The 16,842-nt window shown below is 73.3% G+C and carries 13 protein-coding genes and 1 pseudogene; 7 read left to right on the top strand and 7 right to left on the bottom strand.

Going from position 1 to position 16,842, the window contains the following annotated elements; genetic code table 11:
- Positions 1 to 280 precede the first annotated feature (280 nt).
- Together RMN98_RS05000 and RMN98_RS04995 are read left to right on the top strand one after the other, a co-directional pair.
- The gene (locus RMN98_RS05000; protein ID WP_309647700.1) at positions 281 to 1,540 is read left to right on the top strand and encodes a hypothetical protein; all 1,260 of its coding nucleotides are present in this window, start codon (positions 281 to 283) and stop codon (positions 1,538 to 1,540) included.
- A 26-nt stretch (positions 1,541 to 1,566) separates the two neighbouring features.
- Entirely contained in the window at positions 1,567 to 2,172 is a 606-nt protein-coding gene (locus RMN98_RS04995) for a class F sortase (protein ID WP_309647699.1), read from the top strand.
- 119 nt (positions 2,173 to 2,291) lie between these two features.
- On the opposite strand, the pseudogene RMN98_RS04990 reads toward RMN98_RS04995, so the two are convergent.
- Both RMN98_RS04990 and mmuM read right to left on the bottom strand, forming a co-directional pair.
- A pseudogene (locus tag RMN98_RS04990) lies at positions 2,292 to 3,239 on the bottom strand (acyltransferase family protein); the annotation flags it as partial.
- A 77-nt stretch (positions 3,240 to 3,316) separates the two neighbouring features.
- Positions 3,317 to 4,234: a homocysteine S-methyltransferase gene (mmuM, locus tag RMN98_RS04985; RefSeq protein WP_309647698.1), complete on the bottom strand. Its 918-nt coding sequence runs from the start codon at positions 4,232 to 4,234 to the stop codon at positions 3,317 to 3,319.
- A 61-nt stretch (positions 4,235 to 4,295) separates the two neighbouring features.
- Between mmuM and RMN98_RS04980 the strand changes: the two genes are divergently transcribed.
- Positions 4,296 to 4,925, top strand: a complete 630-nt coding sequence (locus tag RMN98_RS04980; protein ID WP_309647697.1) for an NAD(P)-binding domain-containing protein — start codon at positions 4,296 to 4,298, stop codon at positions 4,923 to 4,925.
- Here the strand turns inward: RMN98_RS04980 and RMN98_RS04975 are convergent.
- Positions 4,871 to 7,087 carry an ATP-binding protein gene (locus tag RMN98_RS04975; protein ID WP_309647696.1) on the bottom strand — a complete coding sequence of 739 codons (2,217 nt, stop codon included), beginning with the start codon at positions 7,085 to 7,087 and terminating at the stop codon, positions 4,871 to 4,873. The two genes, RMN98_RS04980 and RMN98_RS04975, sit on opposite strands and share 55 nt — an antisense overlap.
- Before the next feature lie 90 nt (positions 7,088 to 7,177).
- Here RMN98_RS04975 and RMN98_RS04970 point away from each other — a divergent pair, with 90 nt between their 5' ends.
- Positions 7,178 to 8,266 (top strand): FAD-dependent oxidoreductase, encoded by a 1,089-nt coding sequence (locus RMN98_RS04970; RefSeq protein WP_309647695.1) that lies wholly within the window; start codon positions 7,178 to 7,180, stop codon positions 8,264 to 8,266.
- Positions 8,267 to 8,296: 30 nt separating this feature from the next.
- Positions 8,297 to 9,061, top strand: coding sequence for a hypothetical protein (locus RMN98_RS04965; RefSeq protein WP_309647694.1), 765 nt, complete (start codon positions 8,297 to 8,299; stop codon positions 9,059 to 9,061).
- Positions 9,062 to 9,525: 464 nt separating this feature from the next.
- Here the strand turns inward: RMN98_RS04965 and RMN98_RS04960 are convergent, their stop codons facing one another.
- The 3 genes from RMN98_RS04960 to RMN98_RS04950 are packed head-to-tail and all read right to left on the bottom strand — an operon-like array spanning position 9,526 to position 13,781.
- Entirely contained in the window at positions 9,526 to 10,920 is a 1,395-nt protein-coding gene (locus tag RMN98_RS04960; RefSeq protein WP_309647693.1) for an FAD-dependent oxidoreductase, read from the bottom strand.
- Positions 10,907 to 12,262, bottom strand: coding sequence for an aspartate aminotransferase family protein (locus tag RMN98_RS04955; protein WP_309647692.1), 1,356 nt, complete (start codon positions 12,260 to 12,262; stop codon positions 10,907 to 10,909). Before RMN98_RS04955 ends, RMN98_RS04960 begins: the two co-directional genes overlap by 14 nt.
- The gene (locus RMN98_RS04950; protein WP_309647691.1) at positions 12,255 to 13,781 is read right to left on the bottom strand and encodes a CoA-acylating methylmalonate-semialdehyde dehydrogenase; all 1,527 of its coding nucleotides are present in this window, start codon (positions 13,779 to 13,781) and stop codon (positions 12,255 to 12,257) included. Before RMN98_RS04950 ends, RMN98_RS04955 begins: the two co-directional genes overlap by 8 nt.
- Before the next feature lie 99 nt (positions 13,782 to 13,880).
- On the opposite strand from RMN98_RS04950, the gene RMN98_RS04945 reads away from it, so the two are divergent.
- Positions 13,881 to 15,476: a PucR family transcriptional regulator ligand-binding domain-containing protein gene (locus RMN98_RS04945; protein ID WP_309647690.1), complete on the top strand. Its 1,596-nt coding sequence runs from the start codon at positions 13,881 to 13,883 to the stop codon at positions 15,474 to 15,476.
- Complete coding sequence (locus RMN98_RS04940) at positions 15,476 to 15,904, top strand: hypothetical protein (RefSeq protein ID WP_309647689.1); 429 nt, start codon at positions 15,476 to 15,478, stop codon at positions 15,902 to 15,904. The genes RMN98_RS04945 and RMN98_RS04940 overlap by 1 nt, the downstream gene beginning before the upstream one ends.
- Positions 15,905 to 15,954: 50 nt before the next feature.
- Here RMN98_RS04940 and RMN98_RS04935 read toward each other — a convergent pair whose 3' ends face one another.
- Complete coding sequence (locus tag RMN98_RS04935) at positions 15,955 to 16,803, bottom strand: tryptophan 2,3-dioxygenase family protein (protein WP_309647688.1); 849 nt, start codon at positions 16,801 to 16,803, stop codon at positions 15,955 to 15,957.
- Positions 16,804 to 16,842 lie beyond the last annotated feature (39 nt).

Here is a 16,842-nt window from a genome sequence, read left to right as displayed (position 1 = left end):
CCCCCGCCCGCCGCGCCCCCCCCCCCCCCCCCCCCCCCCGGGGGGGCGTCTTGCCGCCCGGGCCCCCCCCCCCCCCCCCCCGACTCGGCGGGAGGGCCGTCACGACCGTCATGCGGGATGCCCTCGCGGTATCTGCCTCGCGGGGTTACCGTGACGACACGCACATGGGGTGCTCGACCCGCTCGCTCGGACGCGCGGGATCGCCTGACGCCTGACAACTTCACATCAACTCCTCGGCACCGCGGCCCCCCGCGGTGCCGCACTGCTCCAGGAGACTCTCTTGACCAGACGACTGACCACGCTGGCGGCCACCATCGGTGCTGTCACGCTGACGGCGATGTCCGTGGCCCCGGCCCTGGCGGCCACCACGGTGTCCCAGGCGTCGGCGACCGCGCTGACGATATCGCTCGCCGGCAACGGCACCGACTCCGGCACGACGCAGGCCACCAACGACGGCTCCGGCGAGACCAAGACCGGCGAGGCCAACCCGCCCGTCGCGGTCCTCGGCAACCAGGACCTGCTCGACGTGGGGGTCCTGGCCCAGGACGCGGAGGCCAAGCTCGACGGCCGCGAGGGAGTCTCGGCCGCCTGCTCGGGCGTGGCCGGTGACGGCGCCTCGATCGCCGACGTCGGTGAGTCGCAGTGCCTCACCCCGGGTGACCCGGTCGGCATCTCGATCGCCAACCTCGACCTCACCGGCGCGGTGCTGATCGACCCCGCCTCCGCACTCGGTCCCCTGGCGCCGCTCAACGTGATCATCGACCAGCTGGTCGGCCCCCTCACCGCCGCGATCAGCGACGGCCTGGCACCGCTGGGTGCGACCGGCCTCGGGGGCACGCTCGGTGCCGTGCAGGCCAGCTGCACCGCCGGCCCCGGCAACGCCACCAGCGGCACGGCCAACATCGCCGACACCACCCTCCAGCTCGACGTCGGCGGCGCCGCGATCGACCTGGTCGAGCTGCCCGCGAGCCCGCCGCCCAACACCCAGGTCGTCACCGACCTCGACGTGGTGCTCAACACCGTCATCGACGCCCTGCGCGTCGACATCAACAACACCCTCGACGGGCAGCTGGCGCCCCTCAGCGCGATCATCGACCCGATCCAGGACCAGATCGTCAACAACCTGATCGCCCAGATCGCCCCGCAGCTGGCGCCCCTCGAGGACAACATCCTCGAGATCACGCTCAACAAGCAGTCGAAGCCCTCGCCCGGCGCGATCGAGGTCACCGCCCTGGTGCTCAACGTGCTGCCGGCCGCGGCGCAGTTCACCGACGCCCCGCTGGTCAGCGCCGAGATCGGCAACGTCACGTGCGGCCCCAACGACCGCGCCGGCGACACCCCCGACCCGGACCCCACCCCGGACCCGGATCCCGACCCGACGCCTGACCCCGACCCGCAGGACCCCGACGTCCCGACGATCGTCGACGCCGGATCCTCGGACGGCGACCTGTCGCTCACCGGCGGCGCCCTCGGCGCCGGCCTGGTGCTGCTGACCGGTGTCGCCGGGCTGATCGGCTACCGCCGCTTCCAGCGCGCCTGATCGCGGCGCGAGCAGACGACACCACGATGACGCCCGCGGAGCAGGCCGAGGCGACCGACGCGAGGATCATCAGGGGACTCCTCCTGGTGGCCCTGGTGCTGGTCTTCCTCGGCCCTGCCCTGCCGTCGTCCGAAGGCTCCGGCACCGGCTCGCTCGAGGCGTCGCCGGCCGTCACGCTCCCCGCGGGTGACGACGCGATCCTGGTCCCGTCGATCTCCCTCGACGCCCCTCTGGTCCCGATCGCCAAGGTCGGCGAGGTCCTGACACCCCCCAGCGACACCGACCAGGTCGGGTGGTGGGACCTCAGCGCCGAGCCCGGCGCCCGCAGCGGCCAGACCGTCGTGACGGGCCACACCGTGCACACCGGTGGCGGTGTCATGAACCGGCTCGGCGAGCTGCGCCCCGGCGACGTGGTGCAGGTCCGCGACGAGGGCCGGCTCGTGGACTACCGCGCGACCCGCGTGCAGGTCTACTCCAAGGCTGAGCTCGCCGCCGCTGCCGAGGAGCTCTTCGGCCAGGACCGCGGTCGCGGCCGTCTGGTGCTGGTCACCTGCACGGACTTCACCGACGGTGAGTACCTCTCCAACATCGTGGTCCTCGCTCGTCCCGTGCGCGACGCCGCCTCGGCCTGAGGGCCGACGGGCACCCGACCCCGGGGCAGGCGCGGCAGCTCGAAGAGCACCCCGAGCCCGAGCAGCACCAGCACCCGGTGCACGGCGAGCGACGCGACGACCACCACGGCGGTGACGGCGAGCGGGTAGGCCACCGCCACCAGCACCGCCGCGGTCCGGGACAGGGTCGAGGCACCGGAGGCGCCCGGCACGACCAGGACGTGGTGCAGCGCGCCGAGGACCGGGAGGTGCAGGACGTAGACCGGCAGGGTGCGACGGCCCGTCCAGGCCAGCGCATCGGCCACGCGGGCGGCCGGTGCCACGCGCACGAGAGCCGCGGCCACCCAGACGCCGACCGGGACCCCGACGACGCTGAGGAGGACCACACGCACCGGCGAGGGGAGGTCCAGGAGCGCGAGGGCCCCGGACCCCACGAGCAGCACGAGCACGCCCACCGGGAGGAGCCGGCGCACGCGCAGCCCGGCCAGCCCCGTGACGACACCCGGGCACCTGGCGCCGACGACGAAGTAGACCAGGTGCACCAGCAGCGAGACCCGGTTGGCCTCCTCGATCGGCAGCGCCGCGGCTCCCAGCGCCACGACGCCGCTGACTGCCACCAGGGCGTACGTCGGCACGCGTCGCGTCAGCCTCACCACCAGGAAGTAGACGGCGAGGGCGTAGAGGAACCACAGGGCCGTCGAGGCGAGGAGCAGGTCGACCGCCAGCTCGCCCAGGTCCTGGGTGCGGTTGGTGACGAGGTCCTGCTCCCAGGTGAAGAAGAGCCCGAGCAGGACCAGCCAGACGGCGTAGACGTAGGCGGGGTTGGTGACCCGCCGCGCCACCGAGGTCCACGGACGATGCACGGCACGCGAGGCGAAGAGGCCGCTCAGCACGAAGAAGAGCGGCATCCGGACCGGTCGCAGGGCGCCGCTCACGCCCGACCAGGCCACCGCGACCACCGCGAGGTCGTCCGGCACGACCGCGACCAGGTGCTTGCCCACCACGTGGTGGAGCACGACCAGCAGGATGCAGCCGCCCTTGGCGACGTCGGCCCAGCGCAGACGCGAGGAAGGAGGGTGAGGGTCCATGGCTCCTCACAGGTACCCCGCAGACGGGCGGGTCACGCCGAGACGCTGCCCACATCGCCCCCGGGCCGCTCAGACGGTCACCTGCGGGCCGACAGGACCTCGGCGAGCCCCGCGATGTCGCGGGGACCGACCCGGCAGCAGCCACCCAGCAGCCGCGCCCCCTCGTCGTACCAGGTGAGCGCGAGAGCGGTGTCGAAGAGATCGGCGCCCTGCCAGACGTGGTGCGCCGAGTCCCAGGACTCGCCGCGGTTGGGGTAGGTGACGGCCGGGCGGCCCGTGGCAGCGACAGCGGCACGCACGGCGGCGCTGACGTCGGGAGGGGCGGAGCAGTTGACCCCAGCGGCGATGACCGCGGACGAGCCGGCGAGGACGCCGTAGGCCTCCTCGAGCGACTGGCCGGCGCGGGTGCGCCCGTCGGCGACGGAGTAGGAGAACCAGACCGGGAGGCCGAGCTCGTCGAGGAGCGGCACCAGCACCTCCGCCTCCCGCACGTCGGGCACCGTCTCGACGGCCAGGAGGTCGGGGCCGGCGGCGGCCAGGACCTCGAGGCGGGGTCCGTGGAAGTCGCGGAGCTGAGCGGGGTTGAGGCCGTAGTCGCCGCGGTACTCCGACCCGTCGGCCAGGACGGCGCCGTAGGGGCCCACGGAGGCGGCGACGAGCAGCCGGCGACCCGTGGCTCGCTGCACCTGGTCGCGGGCGATCCGGGCCAGCGTGACGCTGGTGCTGATCAGCGACTCCGCCTCGGCCGCGCCCAGGCCCGCCGCCACCAGGCTGGGGACGCTGGCCTGGTAGCTCGCCGTCGTGGCCACGTCGGCACCGGCCTCGAAGTAGGTCCGATGCACCGCGACGACCTCGTCGGGGGCGTCACGCAGCAGCCGGGCGGTCCACAGGTCGTCGGACAGGTCGGCCCCCCGGTCCTCGAGGGCGTTGGACATGCCGCCGTCGAGCACGAGGAGTCCGTCAGCCAGCAGGTCGGTCAGGTCGTCCGGGGTCACGGGACAAGTCTCCTGCACCACATCCGGGACTAACTCCTCGCCCGCACCGGTTGTGCCCGTCATGACCACCATCGGACTCATCGGTTGCGGACACATCGGCAAGGCCATCGCCCAGCAGGCGGTCGCCCACGGCTACGACGTCGTCCTGAGCAACTCACGCGGCCCCGAGACCCTGGGCGACGTCGTCGCCTCGCTCGGCGAGCACGCCCGCGCCGGCACCGCCGAGGACGCGGCCGCGGCCGGCGACCTCGTCGTCGTGACCGTCCCGTTCAAGAACTACGCACAGGTCCCGGTCGAGCCCCTCGCGGGCAAGGTCGTGATCGACACCAACAACTACTACTTCGAGCGCGACGGCCGGTGGCCCGACATCGACGAGGGCCGCACCAGCCCCAGCGAGCTCCTCGCCGAGCACCTGCCCACCTCGAAGGTCGTGAAGGCGTTCAACGCCATCCAGGCCCTGCACATCGTCGACGCGGCGTTGCCGGCCGGTGAACCGGCCCGCCGCGCGCTGGCCATCGCCGGAGACGACGCGGACGCCAAGGCGGTCGTCGGCTCGCTCATCGACCAGTTCGGCTTCGACGTGGTCGACGCTGGTCCGCTCGTGGAGGGCCGGCGCTTCGACCGCGACAAGCCTGCCTACGGCGCCGAGCTCGGGGCCGAGGACTTGCGCGAGGCCATCGCGGCCGGCTGATCCCCTCGGGGTCGCTCCTGCGGCGTCGGGAGGGTCATCTCGAACACCGAGCCCCCACCGGGGTTGTCACGGACCGTGAGGGTGCCTCCGTGCCGGGTGACGACCCGGTGGCAGATGGCAAGGCCGAGGCCGGTGCCGCTGTAGCCCTGCGTGTGGGCCCGGTGGAACGGCGTGAAGATCGCCGCCCGCTGGTCCCGGGGGATCTCGATGCCCCGGTCGCTGAAGAGAACCGTGACAGCGCCGTCCGAGGTCACGGCCGTGATCTCCACACGAGGGACCTGGCCGGGCGCGGTGTACTTGATCGCGTTGCCCAGGATGTTGGCGAACACCTGGCGCAGCCGCACGGGATCGCCCAGCACGGTGGGGAGTGCGCCGACGTGGACCACGGGCGGCTCTCCGTCCCAGGCGCGCGCGAGCTGCTCCTCCAGCACCTCGTGCGCCAGCGCCCCCAGGTCCAGCTCGGTCAGGGCGAAGCCGGCATCGCGGGCCGTGGTGTAGTCGAGCAGGTCGCTGATGAGCTCGTCCATGCGGCGGGCGGTGGACAGGGCGCGGGCGGTGTAGTGCTCGACGCGGTCGCGGTGGGCCGACGTCGGTTCGGAGTCGGCGCCCGCCTCGAGGGCTATCAGCTCGAGGAAGCCGAGGATCACGGTCAGCGGGTGCTTGAGGTCGTGGGCCACGACGCCGGCGAAGGCCGCGAGCTCGGCGCGCTGCTCGCGGTCGACGGTCACGTCGCGGAACACCGCGACCGCGCCACGCTGCCCTGCTGCGTCGAGCGGGCGCCCGCTCACCGCGATGCGCACACCGTCGGGTCGAGCCCGGTTGCGCACGACCATCTCGACCTCGTCGGTCGACTCACCTCCCAGCGCCCGCACCAGCGGAAGCTCCTCCTGCGGGAACGGCGCCCCCGCCGTGGTGAAGAGGCCGTAGTGCTCCTGCCACTCCGCGGGAACATCGGTGTCGTCGACCCCCAGGAGGTCCTTGGCCGCAGGGTTGTGGATCAGGAAGGCGCCGGTCTCGTCCACCACACCCACGCCGTCGCCGATCGAGTCGAGCACCGCCGTCAGGAGGCCGGCCTGCCGTCGGGCCTCGGCCTCGGCCTCGACGAGGTCCCGGGTCGCCCGCCGCACCTGAACGCGGGCGCGGGCCCTCCCGGACGCAAGCACCCAGGTCAGTCCAGCGAGCAGCAGGGCCACCAGCAGTGCGCCACCGAGCACGATGCGCGGGAGGTAGCTGCCGGTCCCCACGAGCGCATCGCCGCGGCCGGCCACCTCGATCGTCCAGGTCCGCTGGGCGACCGGCAGGACCGTCGTACGACGCAGGTCCCGCTCACCCTCCACGGACGACCGCACCTCGGCCACCTCGACCACGGCCTCCGGGCCGGTGTCCCCCGCGGCGAGCAGGTCGACGTCGACGGAGTCCTGGGAGGCTGCCTGCAGGACGCTCCCCATGAAGTCCTGCCCGCGGATCCCGAGCAGCACCCAGCCGAGCAGCCGGTCCCCGTCGACTCCCGCGCGGAGCACCGGGGCCGTCATGGAGAACGACGTCTGCCGCTCCTCCGGCGGCAGCGACTGGTCGATGATCAGCTCGTAGGGCTCACTGATCGCCACCTCGCCCGACCTGGCAGCCTCGGTCAAGGCAGCGAAGGGCGCCGGGGCGGCGGCGACGTCGATCCCCGTCCTGCGGGTGGCCGCTCCGTCCAGAGGGTCGCTGAACACCGCAAAGGCGTGCGCGCCCAGGTCCGGGCTCGGCTCCAGCACCAGGTCCGTGGAGCCCAGGGCGCGCCAGTAACGCTGCTGGCGCGCGACGTCCTTCTCCACCACCGGCGGCGCGATGAACACGATCGAGGTGGCGCCGGCGAGGTCCATGTCGTGCAGGGGGGCGGTGGCGGTCGCAAAGGCGTCGTACGTCGGCCGTCCCGCGGCTCCCAGCCCGGCTGCCGAGAGCGTCAGGGCGGTCGCGTATCTCTGCACCTCGGCCGACGTCGCCTCACGCAAGGCGTCGGTGCGTTGCCGCATCTCCTGCTCGGCCGACATGTCGACCTGGCGCGCCACCACCTGGCTGACCGCGAGACCTGAGCCCCCGAGCAGCACGAGCACGACGAGCGCGAGCAGCACGTCCGACCGGCGACCGCGTGCCGACCGCGGGCTCACGTCGAGCTTCATACGCAGGAGATTGGCACGGATCGGGCACATCCGCGGGAAATCGGACTGGTCGTCTCGGGCCCGATTGCCCCACCCTGTCACTCTGGGTCGGTGGATCCGATCATCGTGGTGGGGGCCGGCATCTCCGGCGTGGCGTGTGCCCGAGTCCTGGCCGAGGCCGGGTTGCCGGTGACGGTCGTCGACCGCGGACGCCGGATCGGTGGCCGGATGGCCAGCCGGCACCTCGCCGAGCGGCCGGTCGACACCGGCGCGCAGTACTTCACCGTCACCGACGACCGCTTCGCCCGGGTCGTGGCCGACCTTGAGGCGATCGGCGTCGTGCGTCCGTGGACCGACACGTTCACCGTCCTGTCCTCCGGGGCCGCTCCCGCGACCAAGCAGGGCCCGCTGCGCTGGGGCACGCCGGCCGGGATGCGCTCGGTGGTCGAGGAGCTGGCATCCGGGCTGGAGGTGCGCGAGGGCGCGGTCGAGGTGGTCACCGCCGACGCTGACGGCCTGCGCGTCGACGGCACCCCGGCGAGCGCCGTGGTGCTCGCGATGCCCGACGGACAGGCGGTCCACCTGCTGGGTGAGGGGTTGTCGTCGCTGGCTGCGGACCTGACCCGCGAGTGGGAGCCGGTGCTGGCTCTCACGGCCTGGTGGCCCACCCGGCTGTGGGACCTCGACGGCGCCTTCGTCGCGGGCGCGTTCGTGAACGACGACCCCGACCTGGCGTGGATCGCCGACGACGGCAGCCGTCGCGGCGACGGTGCACCCGTGCTGGTCGCCCACTCGACACCGGCCTTCGCCGCTCCTCACGTGCCCGACCCGCACGCCGCGCTGCCGGCCATGGTCGCCGCACTGCAGCGGGTGCTCGGCATCTCCTCTTCCCCGAGCGGGACCCACCTGCAGCGCTGGTCGATGGCGCGGCCGACCGGGTCGCGCGACGAGCCGTTCCGCCTGACGCCCGCCGGGCTCGGGGTCTGCGGCGACGGGTGGGGGCCGGTCTCCAAGGTCGAGGGCGCGTTCCTCTCCGGCGCGGCCCTCGGCGACGCCCTCGTGACTCGCCTCGAGGCCGAGGCGCAGGAGCGTCGCGACGCGCAGATCCGCGCCGACCTGGCGCGTGCCCGTGCTGCCGACCAGGGCGAGGAGCACGCGTTCGTGCGTCAGCTCGGCTTCGAGGAGCTGCTGGAGGACTGAGGTGGTCGACGTTGACCTAGGGTGCGGCAGGTGCCGTCCACGACCGCCCTCGCAGCGCCCGCCCCACCCCACGTCGCGCCCTGGGGCCGCGGCGCGCGGGCCTGCCGTTGGGTGCTGATCGTCTGCTGGGTGGCGCTGACGTTCGTCGCCCTGCTCGCCGGCGAGCGCGAGGCGACCCTGTCCGACCTCGAGGACGCGGTGGCCTCCGGTGAGGTCCAGGAGGTCCGGGTGGCCGGCGGCCTGGCGACCGGGGAGCGGGGCCGTGCGTCTGCGCAGGTCCGCTGGGACCAGGGGCTGGTGACCTACACGACCGCGCTCGTCGAGGAGCGACCTCGGCCGTCCGGGCCGTCCGGGGCGTCCGGGGCGTCCGGGGCGTCCGGGCCGTCCGGGGCGCAGCGCGGCGATGACCCCGTCGTCGCCGATGTCGAGGCGCGGTTGCGCGCCCTCCAGCCGGAGCTCCGGGTGGCTCGGACCGGATGGACCGGCGGCGGGGCCTCGGTGCTCGGCTGGGGGCTGCCGGCCTGGGCCGGGCTGTTGCACCTCGGCGTCCTGCTCGGGACGCTCTTCTCCCTGACCGGCTCCCCGCAACCCTGGCGGGCGACGCGGTGGGCGTGGTTCTGGCTGCTCGTCCTGGTCCCGCCGATCGGCGTGCCGGCCTACCTGCTCCTCGCCGGCCCGACCCCGCCGGTGCCGGCGCCGAGCCTCACGCGTCGGCGCACGACCGGGGGTGGCGGCTTCCTGCTCGGCATCGTCGGAAGCCTGGGGCTGGCCGTCCTCGTCGCCTGGCTCGCCTGAGCCTCGCCGTCCTCAGCCCTCACCTGCTCAGCTCGACCCGGCTGAACCCACCCGCTCGCAGGTGGCCAAACGTTTGACCACCCCCGAAACGCACCCACGACGGAAGGCCGACCCGTGGTCCTGCGCCCTGACGGCCGAACGTCCGGCCATCGCAAACCAGAACAACTCCCACGACCCACACCAGCCTTGTCCGGCCCGACCCCGCCGGTGCCGGCACCGAGCGCCTCACATCAGCGGGAGGCCAGAGCTCGCCCGAGCCTCGCCGTCCTCAGCCCTCACCTGCTCAGCTCGACCCGGCTGAACCCACCCGCTCGAAGGTGGCCAAACGTTTGACCACCCCCGAAACGCACCCACGGAAGGCCGACCCGTCGTCCTCCGCCCTGACGGCCGAACGTCCGGCCATCGCAGACCAGGACCACTCCCACGACCGACACCAGCCCCACCGCGCGACGAGCAGCAACGCCCTAGGAGTCGAAGCCGAGCCCCAGCCGGTCGAGGAGCCGCAGCCACAGGTTGCGGCGACCGGTGGCGTCCTCGCGGGCGAGCGACCAGCAGGTGAGCTGGATCCCGATCCAGGCGAGCGGCTCGGGCGGGAACGGCAGCGGCTTCTCGCGCACCATCCGCGACCGGGTGCGCTCGGTCGACTCCCCCGCGAGCAGGTCGAGCATCACGTCCGCGCCGAAGCGTGACGCGCCGACCCCGAGACCGGTGAAGCCCGTGGCGTAGGCGATCCGACGACCGCGGGTCACCCCGAAGAACGCGCAGAAGCGCGTGCAGGTGTCGATCGCGCCGGCCCACCGGTGGGTGAAGCGCACCCCCTCGAGCTGCGGGAACGTCTCGACGAAGTGCCGCGCCAACGTCTCGAAGCTCTCGGCGCGGTCCTCGTGGGCGACGTCGAGCGAGCGGCCGTAGTGGTAGATCGCGTCGTAGCCCCCGAAGAGCACGCGGTCGTCGGGCGTGAGCCGGTAGTAGTGGAACTGGTTGCCCGAGTCGGAGATCCCCACCCGGTCGGTCCACCCGATCGCCTCCACCTGGGCCGGCGTCAGCGGCTCGGTCGCCAGGACGTAGTCGTAGACCGGCACGATCGAGAGCCGCAGCCGCTTGAGCAACGGGCGGAAGACGTTGGTGGCGAGCACGACCTGCTCGGCCCGCACCTCGCCGTGCGTGGTCGCGAGCGAGACGTGGTCGCGGTGCTGCACGACGTCGCCGACCGGCGTGTGCTCGGCGATCCGCACGCCGAGCGACTCCGCGACCCGGGCGAGGCCCCAGGCCAGTCGCGCCGGGTCGAGGGTCGCGCAGTCGTCGCGGGAGACGCGGCCGCCGAGGTAGGTGGGCGAGTCGACGACGCGGCGTACGGCACCGGCGTCGAGGAACCCCTCGACCTCCGGCTCCAGGCCGGCGACCTCGTGCGGACGGGTCGCGACGGCCAGGACACCGCTGCGGTCGAAGCCGCAGTCGATGCCGTGGCGTTCGATCGTGGCCTCGATCTCGTCGAGGTTGCGCACCCCGAGCGCCTCGAGGGCGTCGTACTCCTCGGGCCAGCGCTCGCGGCCGTTGGCCTCACCATGGGTCAGCGACGCCTCGCAGAACCCACCGTTGCGACCGGTCGCGTGCTCGGCGATCCGCTCGCCCTCGAGCAGGACCACGTCGCGTGCGGGCTCACGCTCCTTGGCGCGTACGGCGGCCCACAGACCGGTGAAGCCGCCACCGACGATCACCAGCCCACGCACGCGGTCGGCGTCGGCCGCCGACCACGGCGGTCGCGGCTCGGGTCGGTCGGGGGTGTCGAGCCAGAGCGGTCGCAGCACCGAGCCGGCCAAGGCGGCGGCCGCGGTCGCAGCCGCGTCAGTGGGCGGCATGCGCCCGGGTGAGCGCTCGGTCGATCATCGCGATGCCGGCGAGGACGTCCTCGTCGCTGATCGTGAGGGGCGGGACGACGTGGACGCGGTTGAAGTTGGCGAAGGGCAGCAGCCCCTCCTCCCTGCACGCGGCGAGGATCGCACCCATGGCCGGGCTGCTCCCGCCGTAGGGCGCGAGCGGCTCCCGCGTCTGCTGGTCGGCGACCAGCTCGATCGCCCAGAAGACCCCGGTGCCGCGGACCTCGCCGACCCAGGGGTGTCGGGCGGCCAAGTCGTGCAGGGCGGGACCGATGACGTCGCGGCCCAGACGCGCGGCGTGCTCGACGACCTGCTCGTCCTCCATGGCGCGGATGGTCGCGACGGCGGCGGCGCACGCCAGCGGGTGACCGGAGTAGGTGAGGCCGCCGGGGTAGGGCCGCTGACCGAAGGTCGCGGCGATCTCGGCCGAGATCGCGACGCCGCCGAGCGGGACGTAGCCGGAGTTGACGCCCTTGGCGAAGGTCAGCAGGTCGGGGACGACGCCGTGGTCCTCGACGGCGAACCAGCGGCCGGCGCGGCCGAAGCCGCACATGACCTCGTCGGCGATGTAGACGATGCCGTGGCGGTCGCACAGGTCGCGCACACCCTGGAGGTAGCCGGCCGGCGGCACCATGATCCCGGCGGTGCCGGGGATCGTCTCGAGCATGATCGCCGCGATCGTCTGGGGGCCCTCCATCGCGACGAGGTGCTCGAGGTGCTCGAGGGCGCGGGCGCACTCCTCGGCCTCGGTCGTCGCGTAGAACTCGCTGCGGTAGAGGAACGGGCCGAAGAAGTGCACCGTGCCGGTCGAGGCGCTGTCGTTGGGCCAGCGACGCGGGTCGCCGGTGACGTTGACGGCGAGCTGGGTGCCACCGTGATAGCTGCGGTAGGTCGAGAGAACCTTCTGGCGACCGGTGTGCAGCCGCGCCATCCGGATGGCGTGCTCGTTGGCGTCGGCGCCACCGTTGGTGAAGAAGATCCGGTCGAGGCCCTCGGGGGTGTGCGAGGCGATCAGCCGCGCGGCCTCGGAGCGCGCCGCGTTGGCGTAGGACGGCGCCACCGTGCACAGGGTCGCTGCCTGCTCCTGGATCGCGGCGACCACCCGCGGGTGCTGGTGACCGAGGTTGGTGAAGACCAGCTGCGAGGTGAAGTCGAGCAGCTTGGCCCCGTCGCCGTCCCAGAGCCAGGAGCCCTCGGCCCGGGTCACGACCATCGGGTCGATCAGGTCCTGCGCCGACCACGAGTGGAAGACGTGCGCGCGGTCGAGCGCGTGCGTGCGCGCGGCGTCGAGGTCGATCAGTGGCTTGCTCTGCAGATCAGTCATTGCGCGGGAACCCCAGCTCGAGACCACCCTCGGGGCGGTCGGACGGATCGATCCACCGGGACGTGACGACCTTGCCACGCGTGAAGAAGTGCACGCCCTCGACCCCGTGGGCGTGGGTGTCGCCGAAGAGCGAGCGCTTCCAGCCGCCGAAGGAGTAGTAGGCGACCGGCACGGGCACCGGCACGTTGACGCCGATCATCCCGACCTGCACGTCGGTCTCGAAGCGCTTGGCGGCTCCCCCGTCGTTGGTGAAGACCGCGGTGCCGTTGCCGTAGGGGTTGGCGTTGACCAGCGCCACCGCCTCGTCGTACGACGCCACGCGGATGACGCTGAGCACCGGCCCGAAGATCTCCTCGGTGTAGATCTCCATCTCGGTGCTGACGTGGTCGAAGATCGTGGGGCCCAACCAGAACCCGTCCGCCTCGCCGCGGGCCTGGACCTCGCGGCCGTCGAGGACGACCTTGGCGCCGGCCTCCTCTCCGCTCGCGATGAGTCCGGCGACCCGGTCGCGGTGGGCGCGGGTGACCAGCGGGCCCATGTCGGCCTCCTTCGCACCGGCCTCGGTGCTCGCCGTGGCGCCGTCGCCGATGACCAGCGTGCGGGCCCGCTGGGCGATCCGGTCGACCAGGTCGTCGGCGACGTGGTCGATCGCGACCAGCACGCTGATCGCCATGCAGCGCTCGCCGGCGCTGCCGAAGCCGGCGTTGACGGCCGCGTCGGCGGCCAGGTCGAGGTCGGCGTCGCCGAGCACGACCATGTGGTTCTTGGCACCACCGAGGGCCTGGACCCGCTTGCCGGAGCGGCTGGCGCGCTCGTAGACGTACTGCGCGATCGGCGTCGACCCGACGAAGCTGACCGACGCGACCTCGGGGCTGTCGAGCAGCGCGTCGACGGCGACCTTGTCTCCCTGGAGGACGTTGAACACGCCGTCGGGCAGTCCGGCCTCGGTCCACAGCGCGGCCAGCCACAGGGCGGCCGACGGGTCCTTCTCGCTGGGCTTGAGGACCACGGCGTTGCCGGCGGCGATCGCGACGGGGAAGAACCACATCGGGACCATCGCCGGGAAGTTGAAGGGGCTGATGATGCCCACGACGCCCAGCGCCTCGCGGCGCGAGTGGACGTCGACGCCGGTGGAGGCGTTGTCGGAGTGGCTGCCCTTGAGCAGGTGGCCGACCCCGCACGCGAACTCCACGACCTCGAGGCCGCGGGCGATCTCGCCGACCGCGTCGGAGTGCACCTTGCCGTGCTCGGCGGTGATGATCGTGGCGAGCTCGTCCTTGCGCGCGTTGAGGAGCTCGCGGAAGGCGAACATCACCGACGTACGGCGGGCGACCGAGGTCGTCGCCCACCCCGCGGCCGCAGCGCTCGCGCGCGCGATCACGTGCTGGGCGTCGCGCTCACTGGCGAGGACCACCCGGCCGGAGACGACCCCGGTGGCGGGGTTGGTGACGTCGGCCAGCTGGCCGGACGTGCCCTCGAAGGGGGCTCCGTCGACCCAGTGGGTGATGGTCGTGGACATGCGTGCTCCTCGGGGGTCGTGCTCGGGTCGTGCGGGCGGGGCGGATCGGTGGCGCGGCCTCCAGTGTGACGGGCACCGGAGGCTCCTAGGATGGGCACTATGTCTCCGCGCGACCCCCTCCCGTTACAGACTGTCGCCCTGCCCACGCTGGCCGAGGTCCTCGAGATGCCGCTGGTGCGCTCCGGCCGGGTGCGGGTGCTCGCGGGCCACGACGCCCTCGACCGGGCCGTCCACTGGGTGCACCCCGCCGAGCTCACCGACATCGCCCCGTTGCTGCGCGGGGGCGAGCTCGTCCTCACGACCGGCATCGCGCTGCCGGAGGACCCGGCGGGGCTGGCGTCGTACGCCCGGAGCCTGGCGGCGGCCGGTGCCGTCGGGCTGCTGGTCGAGCTCGGCCGCCGCTGGGCCACCGACCTGCCGGCGTCGCTGGTCGATGCCTGCCTCGCGAGCGGGCTGCCGCTGGTGACCCTCCAGCACGAGGTGCCGTTCGCCCGGATCGCGCAGGTCCTCGGGGAGCGGATCGTCGACGCCCGGCTCGGCGAGCTCCAGGCCGTCGAGCACCTGCACGAGGTCTTCACCGAGCTCACCCTGGACGACGCCGGCCCGACCGAGGTGCTCGAGGCGGTGCACCGGCTCTCGGGGCGCACGGTGGTGCTGGAGGACGAGCAGCACCGGGTGCTCGACTACGTGCTCGCCGCCGACGCGACCGGCGAGTGGCTCGACGCGTGGGACCGGCGATCGCGGCGGGTGGACGTGCCCGAGCGCACCGGCTGGGACGCCGCACAGGAGGCACTGGTGACCCGCGTCGGGCGACCGGGCCGCGCGACCGGACGGCTGCTGCTGCACACCAGCACGGCGCCACCGGCTCGCTTCGTCTCGCTGCTCGAGCGGGCGGCCGCCACCATCGCCGTCCAGCGCACGCAGGCGCGCGACCGCGACACCCTCGTGCGCCGCACCCACCTGGCGCTGGTGCTCGGCCTGCTCGCCGACCCCACCTCCCCCGACCTACCGCGGCGCTGCGAGCTCGCCGGGCTGCCGGTCACCCGACGGATGCTGGTGGGGGTCAGCCTCCGGCCGGTCTCCGCCCCCACGGCCGAGGTCATCGCCGCTGTCATCGCGGCCGGGCACCGGCTGCGGCTGCCGCTCGTCGCGGCCGAGATCGACCGGGACGTGCGGGCGCTGCTGTCGCTGCGGACGGGCGACGACCAGGTCGCGCTCACGGCGGCGCTGCTCGCCCGCGTGGGGGGCGTCGCTCCGGTGCGGATGACCGCGGGCCGGGCCGTCCACGACCTCGGCCACGTCGACCGCTCGCTCCAGGAGGCCCAGCACGTCCTGGAGTCGCTCGCCGGCACGTCGGCCTCCGTCGACGTCGTGCACCGGATCGAGGACGCCCACGTGCGCGGCCTCGTCGCTCTCCTGGCGCGAGACACACGACTCACCGACTTCTCCCGCCGTGAGCTCGCGGCGCTGAAGTCGCACGACGCCGGCTCGTCACGCCCGCTGCTCGAGGTCGTGCGCTCGCTGCTGCTCCACCCCGCGAGCAAGTCCGAGGCCGCGGCCGCGATCCACCTGTCGCGACCGGCGTTCTACAAGCGCCTCGCTCAGGCCGAGGCGCTGCTCGGCCTGAGCCTCGACGACCCCGAGACCCGGCTCTCGCTGCACCTCGCCCTGCTGATCGACGAGCTGGCCGCCTGATGCCGAGTCGGCGCGATGTTGCATGCCTGCTGCTCGCTCTCCTCGCGGGAGCGGTCTTCGGTGCGACGGCATCACTGGCCAACGACCTGTCCTCGCCGTTCGGCCTCGGCGCCGAGGTGCCCGACGGCGTGCGCTCCACGGCGCGGGTGGTGTCGCTGGCGCTGGGTCCGGTCTACGCCTGGGTCCTGCTGCCACTGCCGCTCGGCTGGGTACAGCGCGGCGTCCGGTCCGCGGCTGCCGGAGGTGCGCTCGGCGTTGCCGCGGCCGTGCTCGCCTACTACGTCAGCGACGCACTGCTGGCCACCGGCCTTCCGCTCGACCTGTCCGACGACCTCACGGCGCTGGCGCTGTGGACGGCGGTCGGGGTGCCTGGTGGGGCGCTGCTGGGCGCGCTCGCCGGAGCCGTACGACGGCGGCGCTCGGCCTGACTCGAGTCGGCGCGATGTTGCAGAGGCTTCAACATCGCGCCGACTCGGCATCAGGACCCGACGTCGGCGCGCACGGCGTAGAGCTCGGGGAAGAACGTGAGGTCGAGCGCCCGGCGCAGGAACGGCACCCCGCTGGAGCCACCGGTGCCGGGCTGGTGACCGATCATCCGCTGCACGGTCTGCATGTGCCGGAAGCGCCACAGCTGGAAGGCGTCCTCGAGGTCGACGAGGGTCTCGCTCGCCTCATAGAGGTCCCAGTGGGCCGGACGGTCTCGGTAGACGGTCGCCAGCACCGGCACCAGGTCCCCGACGAAGACGTGGGCCTGCGTCACGTCCCGCTCGAGCACCGCGGTGGGGACCGGCAGACCGCGACGGGCCAGCAGCCGCAGGAACTCGTCGTACAGGGTGGGCTCGGAGAGCAGCCGCGCCAGGTGCTCGTGCGCGGGGGCGTCGTCGGCGAACACGTCGAGCATGGAGCCGTTCTTGTTGCCCAGGACGAACTCCACCGCTCGGTACTGGCTCGACTGGAAGCCCGACGACGACGCGAGGAACGGCCGGAACTCGGCGTACTCGCTGGGCGTCAGCGTCGCCAGCACCGACCACTGCACGGTGAGCGTCTCGACGATCCGCTTGACCCGCGCCAGCCCCTTGAGCGCGGAGCCGAGGTCGTCGCCGGCCAGGTGGGCGCGCACGGCGACCAGCTCGTGGAGCAGCAGCTTGAGCCACAGCTCGGAGGTCTGGTGCTGGACGATGAAGAGCAGCTCGTCGTGCTGGACCGGGCTGCTGCGCGGGTGCTGTGCGGAGAGCAGCCGCGGCAGGTCGAGGTAGGCCGCATAGCTGAGCTGGTCCTCGAGGTCGGTGAGGATCCCCTCCTCGAGGCGCCGGGTGTTGTCGTCCATGGTCCGACCCTAGGGCGTGACCTGGGGGTCGGCCCTAGG

Origin of the sequence: Nocardioides sp. (genome assembly GCF_031397825.1) — a bacterium.
In the GTDB taxonomy this organism is placed as follows: domain Bacteria; phylum Actinomycetota; class Actinomycetes; order Propionibacteriales; family Nocardioidaceae; genus Nocardioides.
The sequence above is the reverse complement of the archived record's forward strand: the minus strand, read 5'-3'. Positions and strand labels throughout refer to the sequence as shown.

Excerpts from the sequence above, each read along its gene's own strand:
- RMN98_RS04940 (WP_309647689.1), top strand. The coding sequence starts at position 15,476 with ATGCCGAGTCGGCGCGATGTTGCATGCCTGCTGCTCGCTCTCCTCGCG.
- RMN98_RS04935 (WP_309647688.1), bottom strand. The coding sequence starts at position 16,803 with ATGGACGACAACACCCGGCGCCTCGAGGAGGGGATCCTCACCGACCTC.
- RMN98_RS04995 (WP_309647699.1), top strand. The coding sequence starts at position 1,567 with ATGACGCCCGCGGAGCAGGCCGAGGCGACCGACGCGAGGATCATCAGG.
- RMN98_RS04950 (WP_309647691.1), bottom strand. The coding sequence starts at position 13,781 with ATGTCCACGACCATCACCCACTGGGTCGACGGAGCCCCCTTCGAGGGC.
- RMN98_RS04955 (WP_309647692.1), bottom strand. The coding sequence starts at position 12,262 with ATGACTGATCTGCAGAGCAAGCCACTGATCGACCTCGACGCCGCGCGC.
- RMN98_RS04975 (WP_309647696.1), bottom strand. The coding sequence starts at position 7,087 with ATGAAGCTCGACGTGAGCCCGCGGTCGGCACGCGGTCGCCGGTCGGAC.
- RMN98_RS04980 (WP_309647697.1), top strand. The coding sequence starts at position 4,296 with ATGACCACCATCGGACTCATCGGTTGCGGACACATCGGCAAGGCCATC.
- RMN98_RS04945 (WP_309647690.1), top strand. The coding sequence starts at position 13,881 with ATGTCTCCGCGCGACCCCCTCCCGTTACAGACTGTCGCCCTGCCCACG.
- RMN98_RS04960 (WP_309647693.1), bottom strand. The coding sequence starts at position 10,920 with ATGCCGCCCACTGACGCGGCTGCGACCGCGGCCGCCGCCTTGGCCGGC.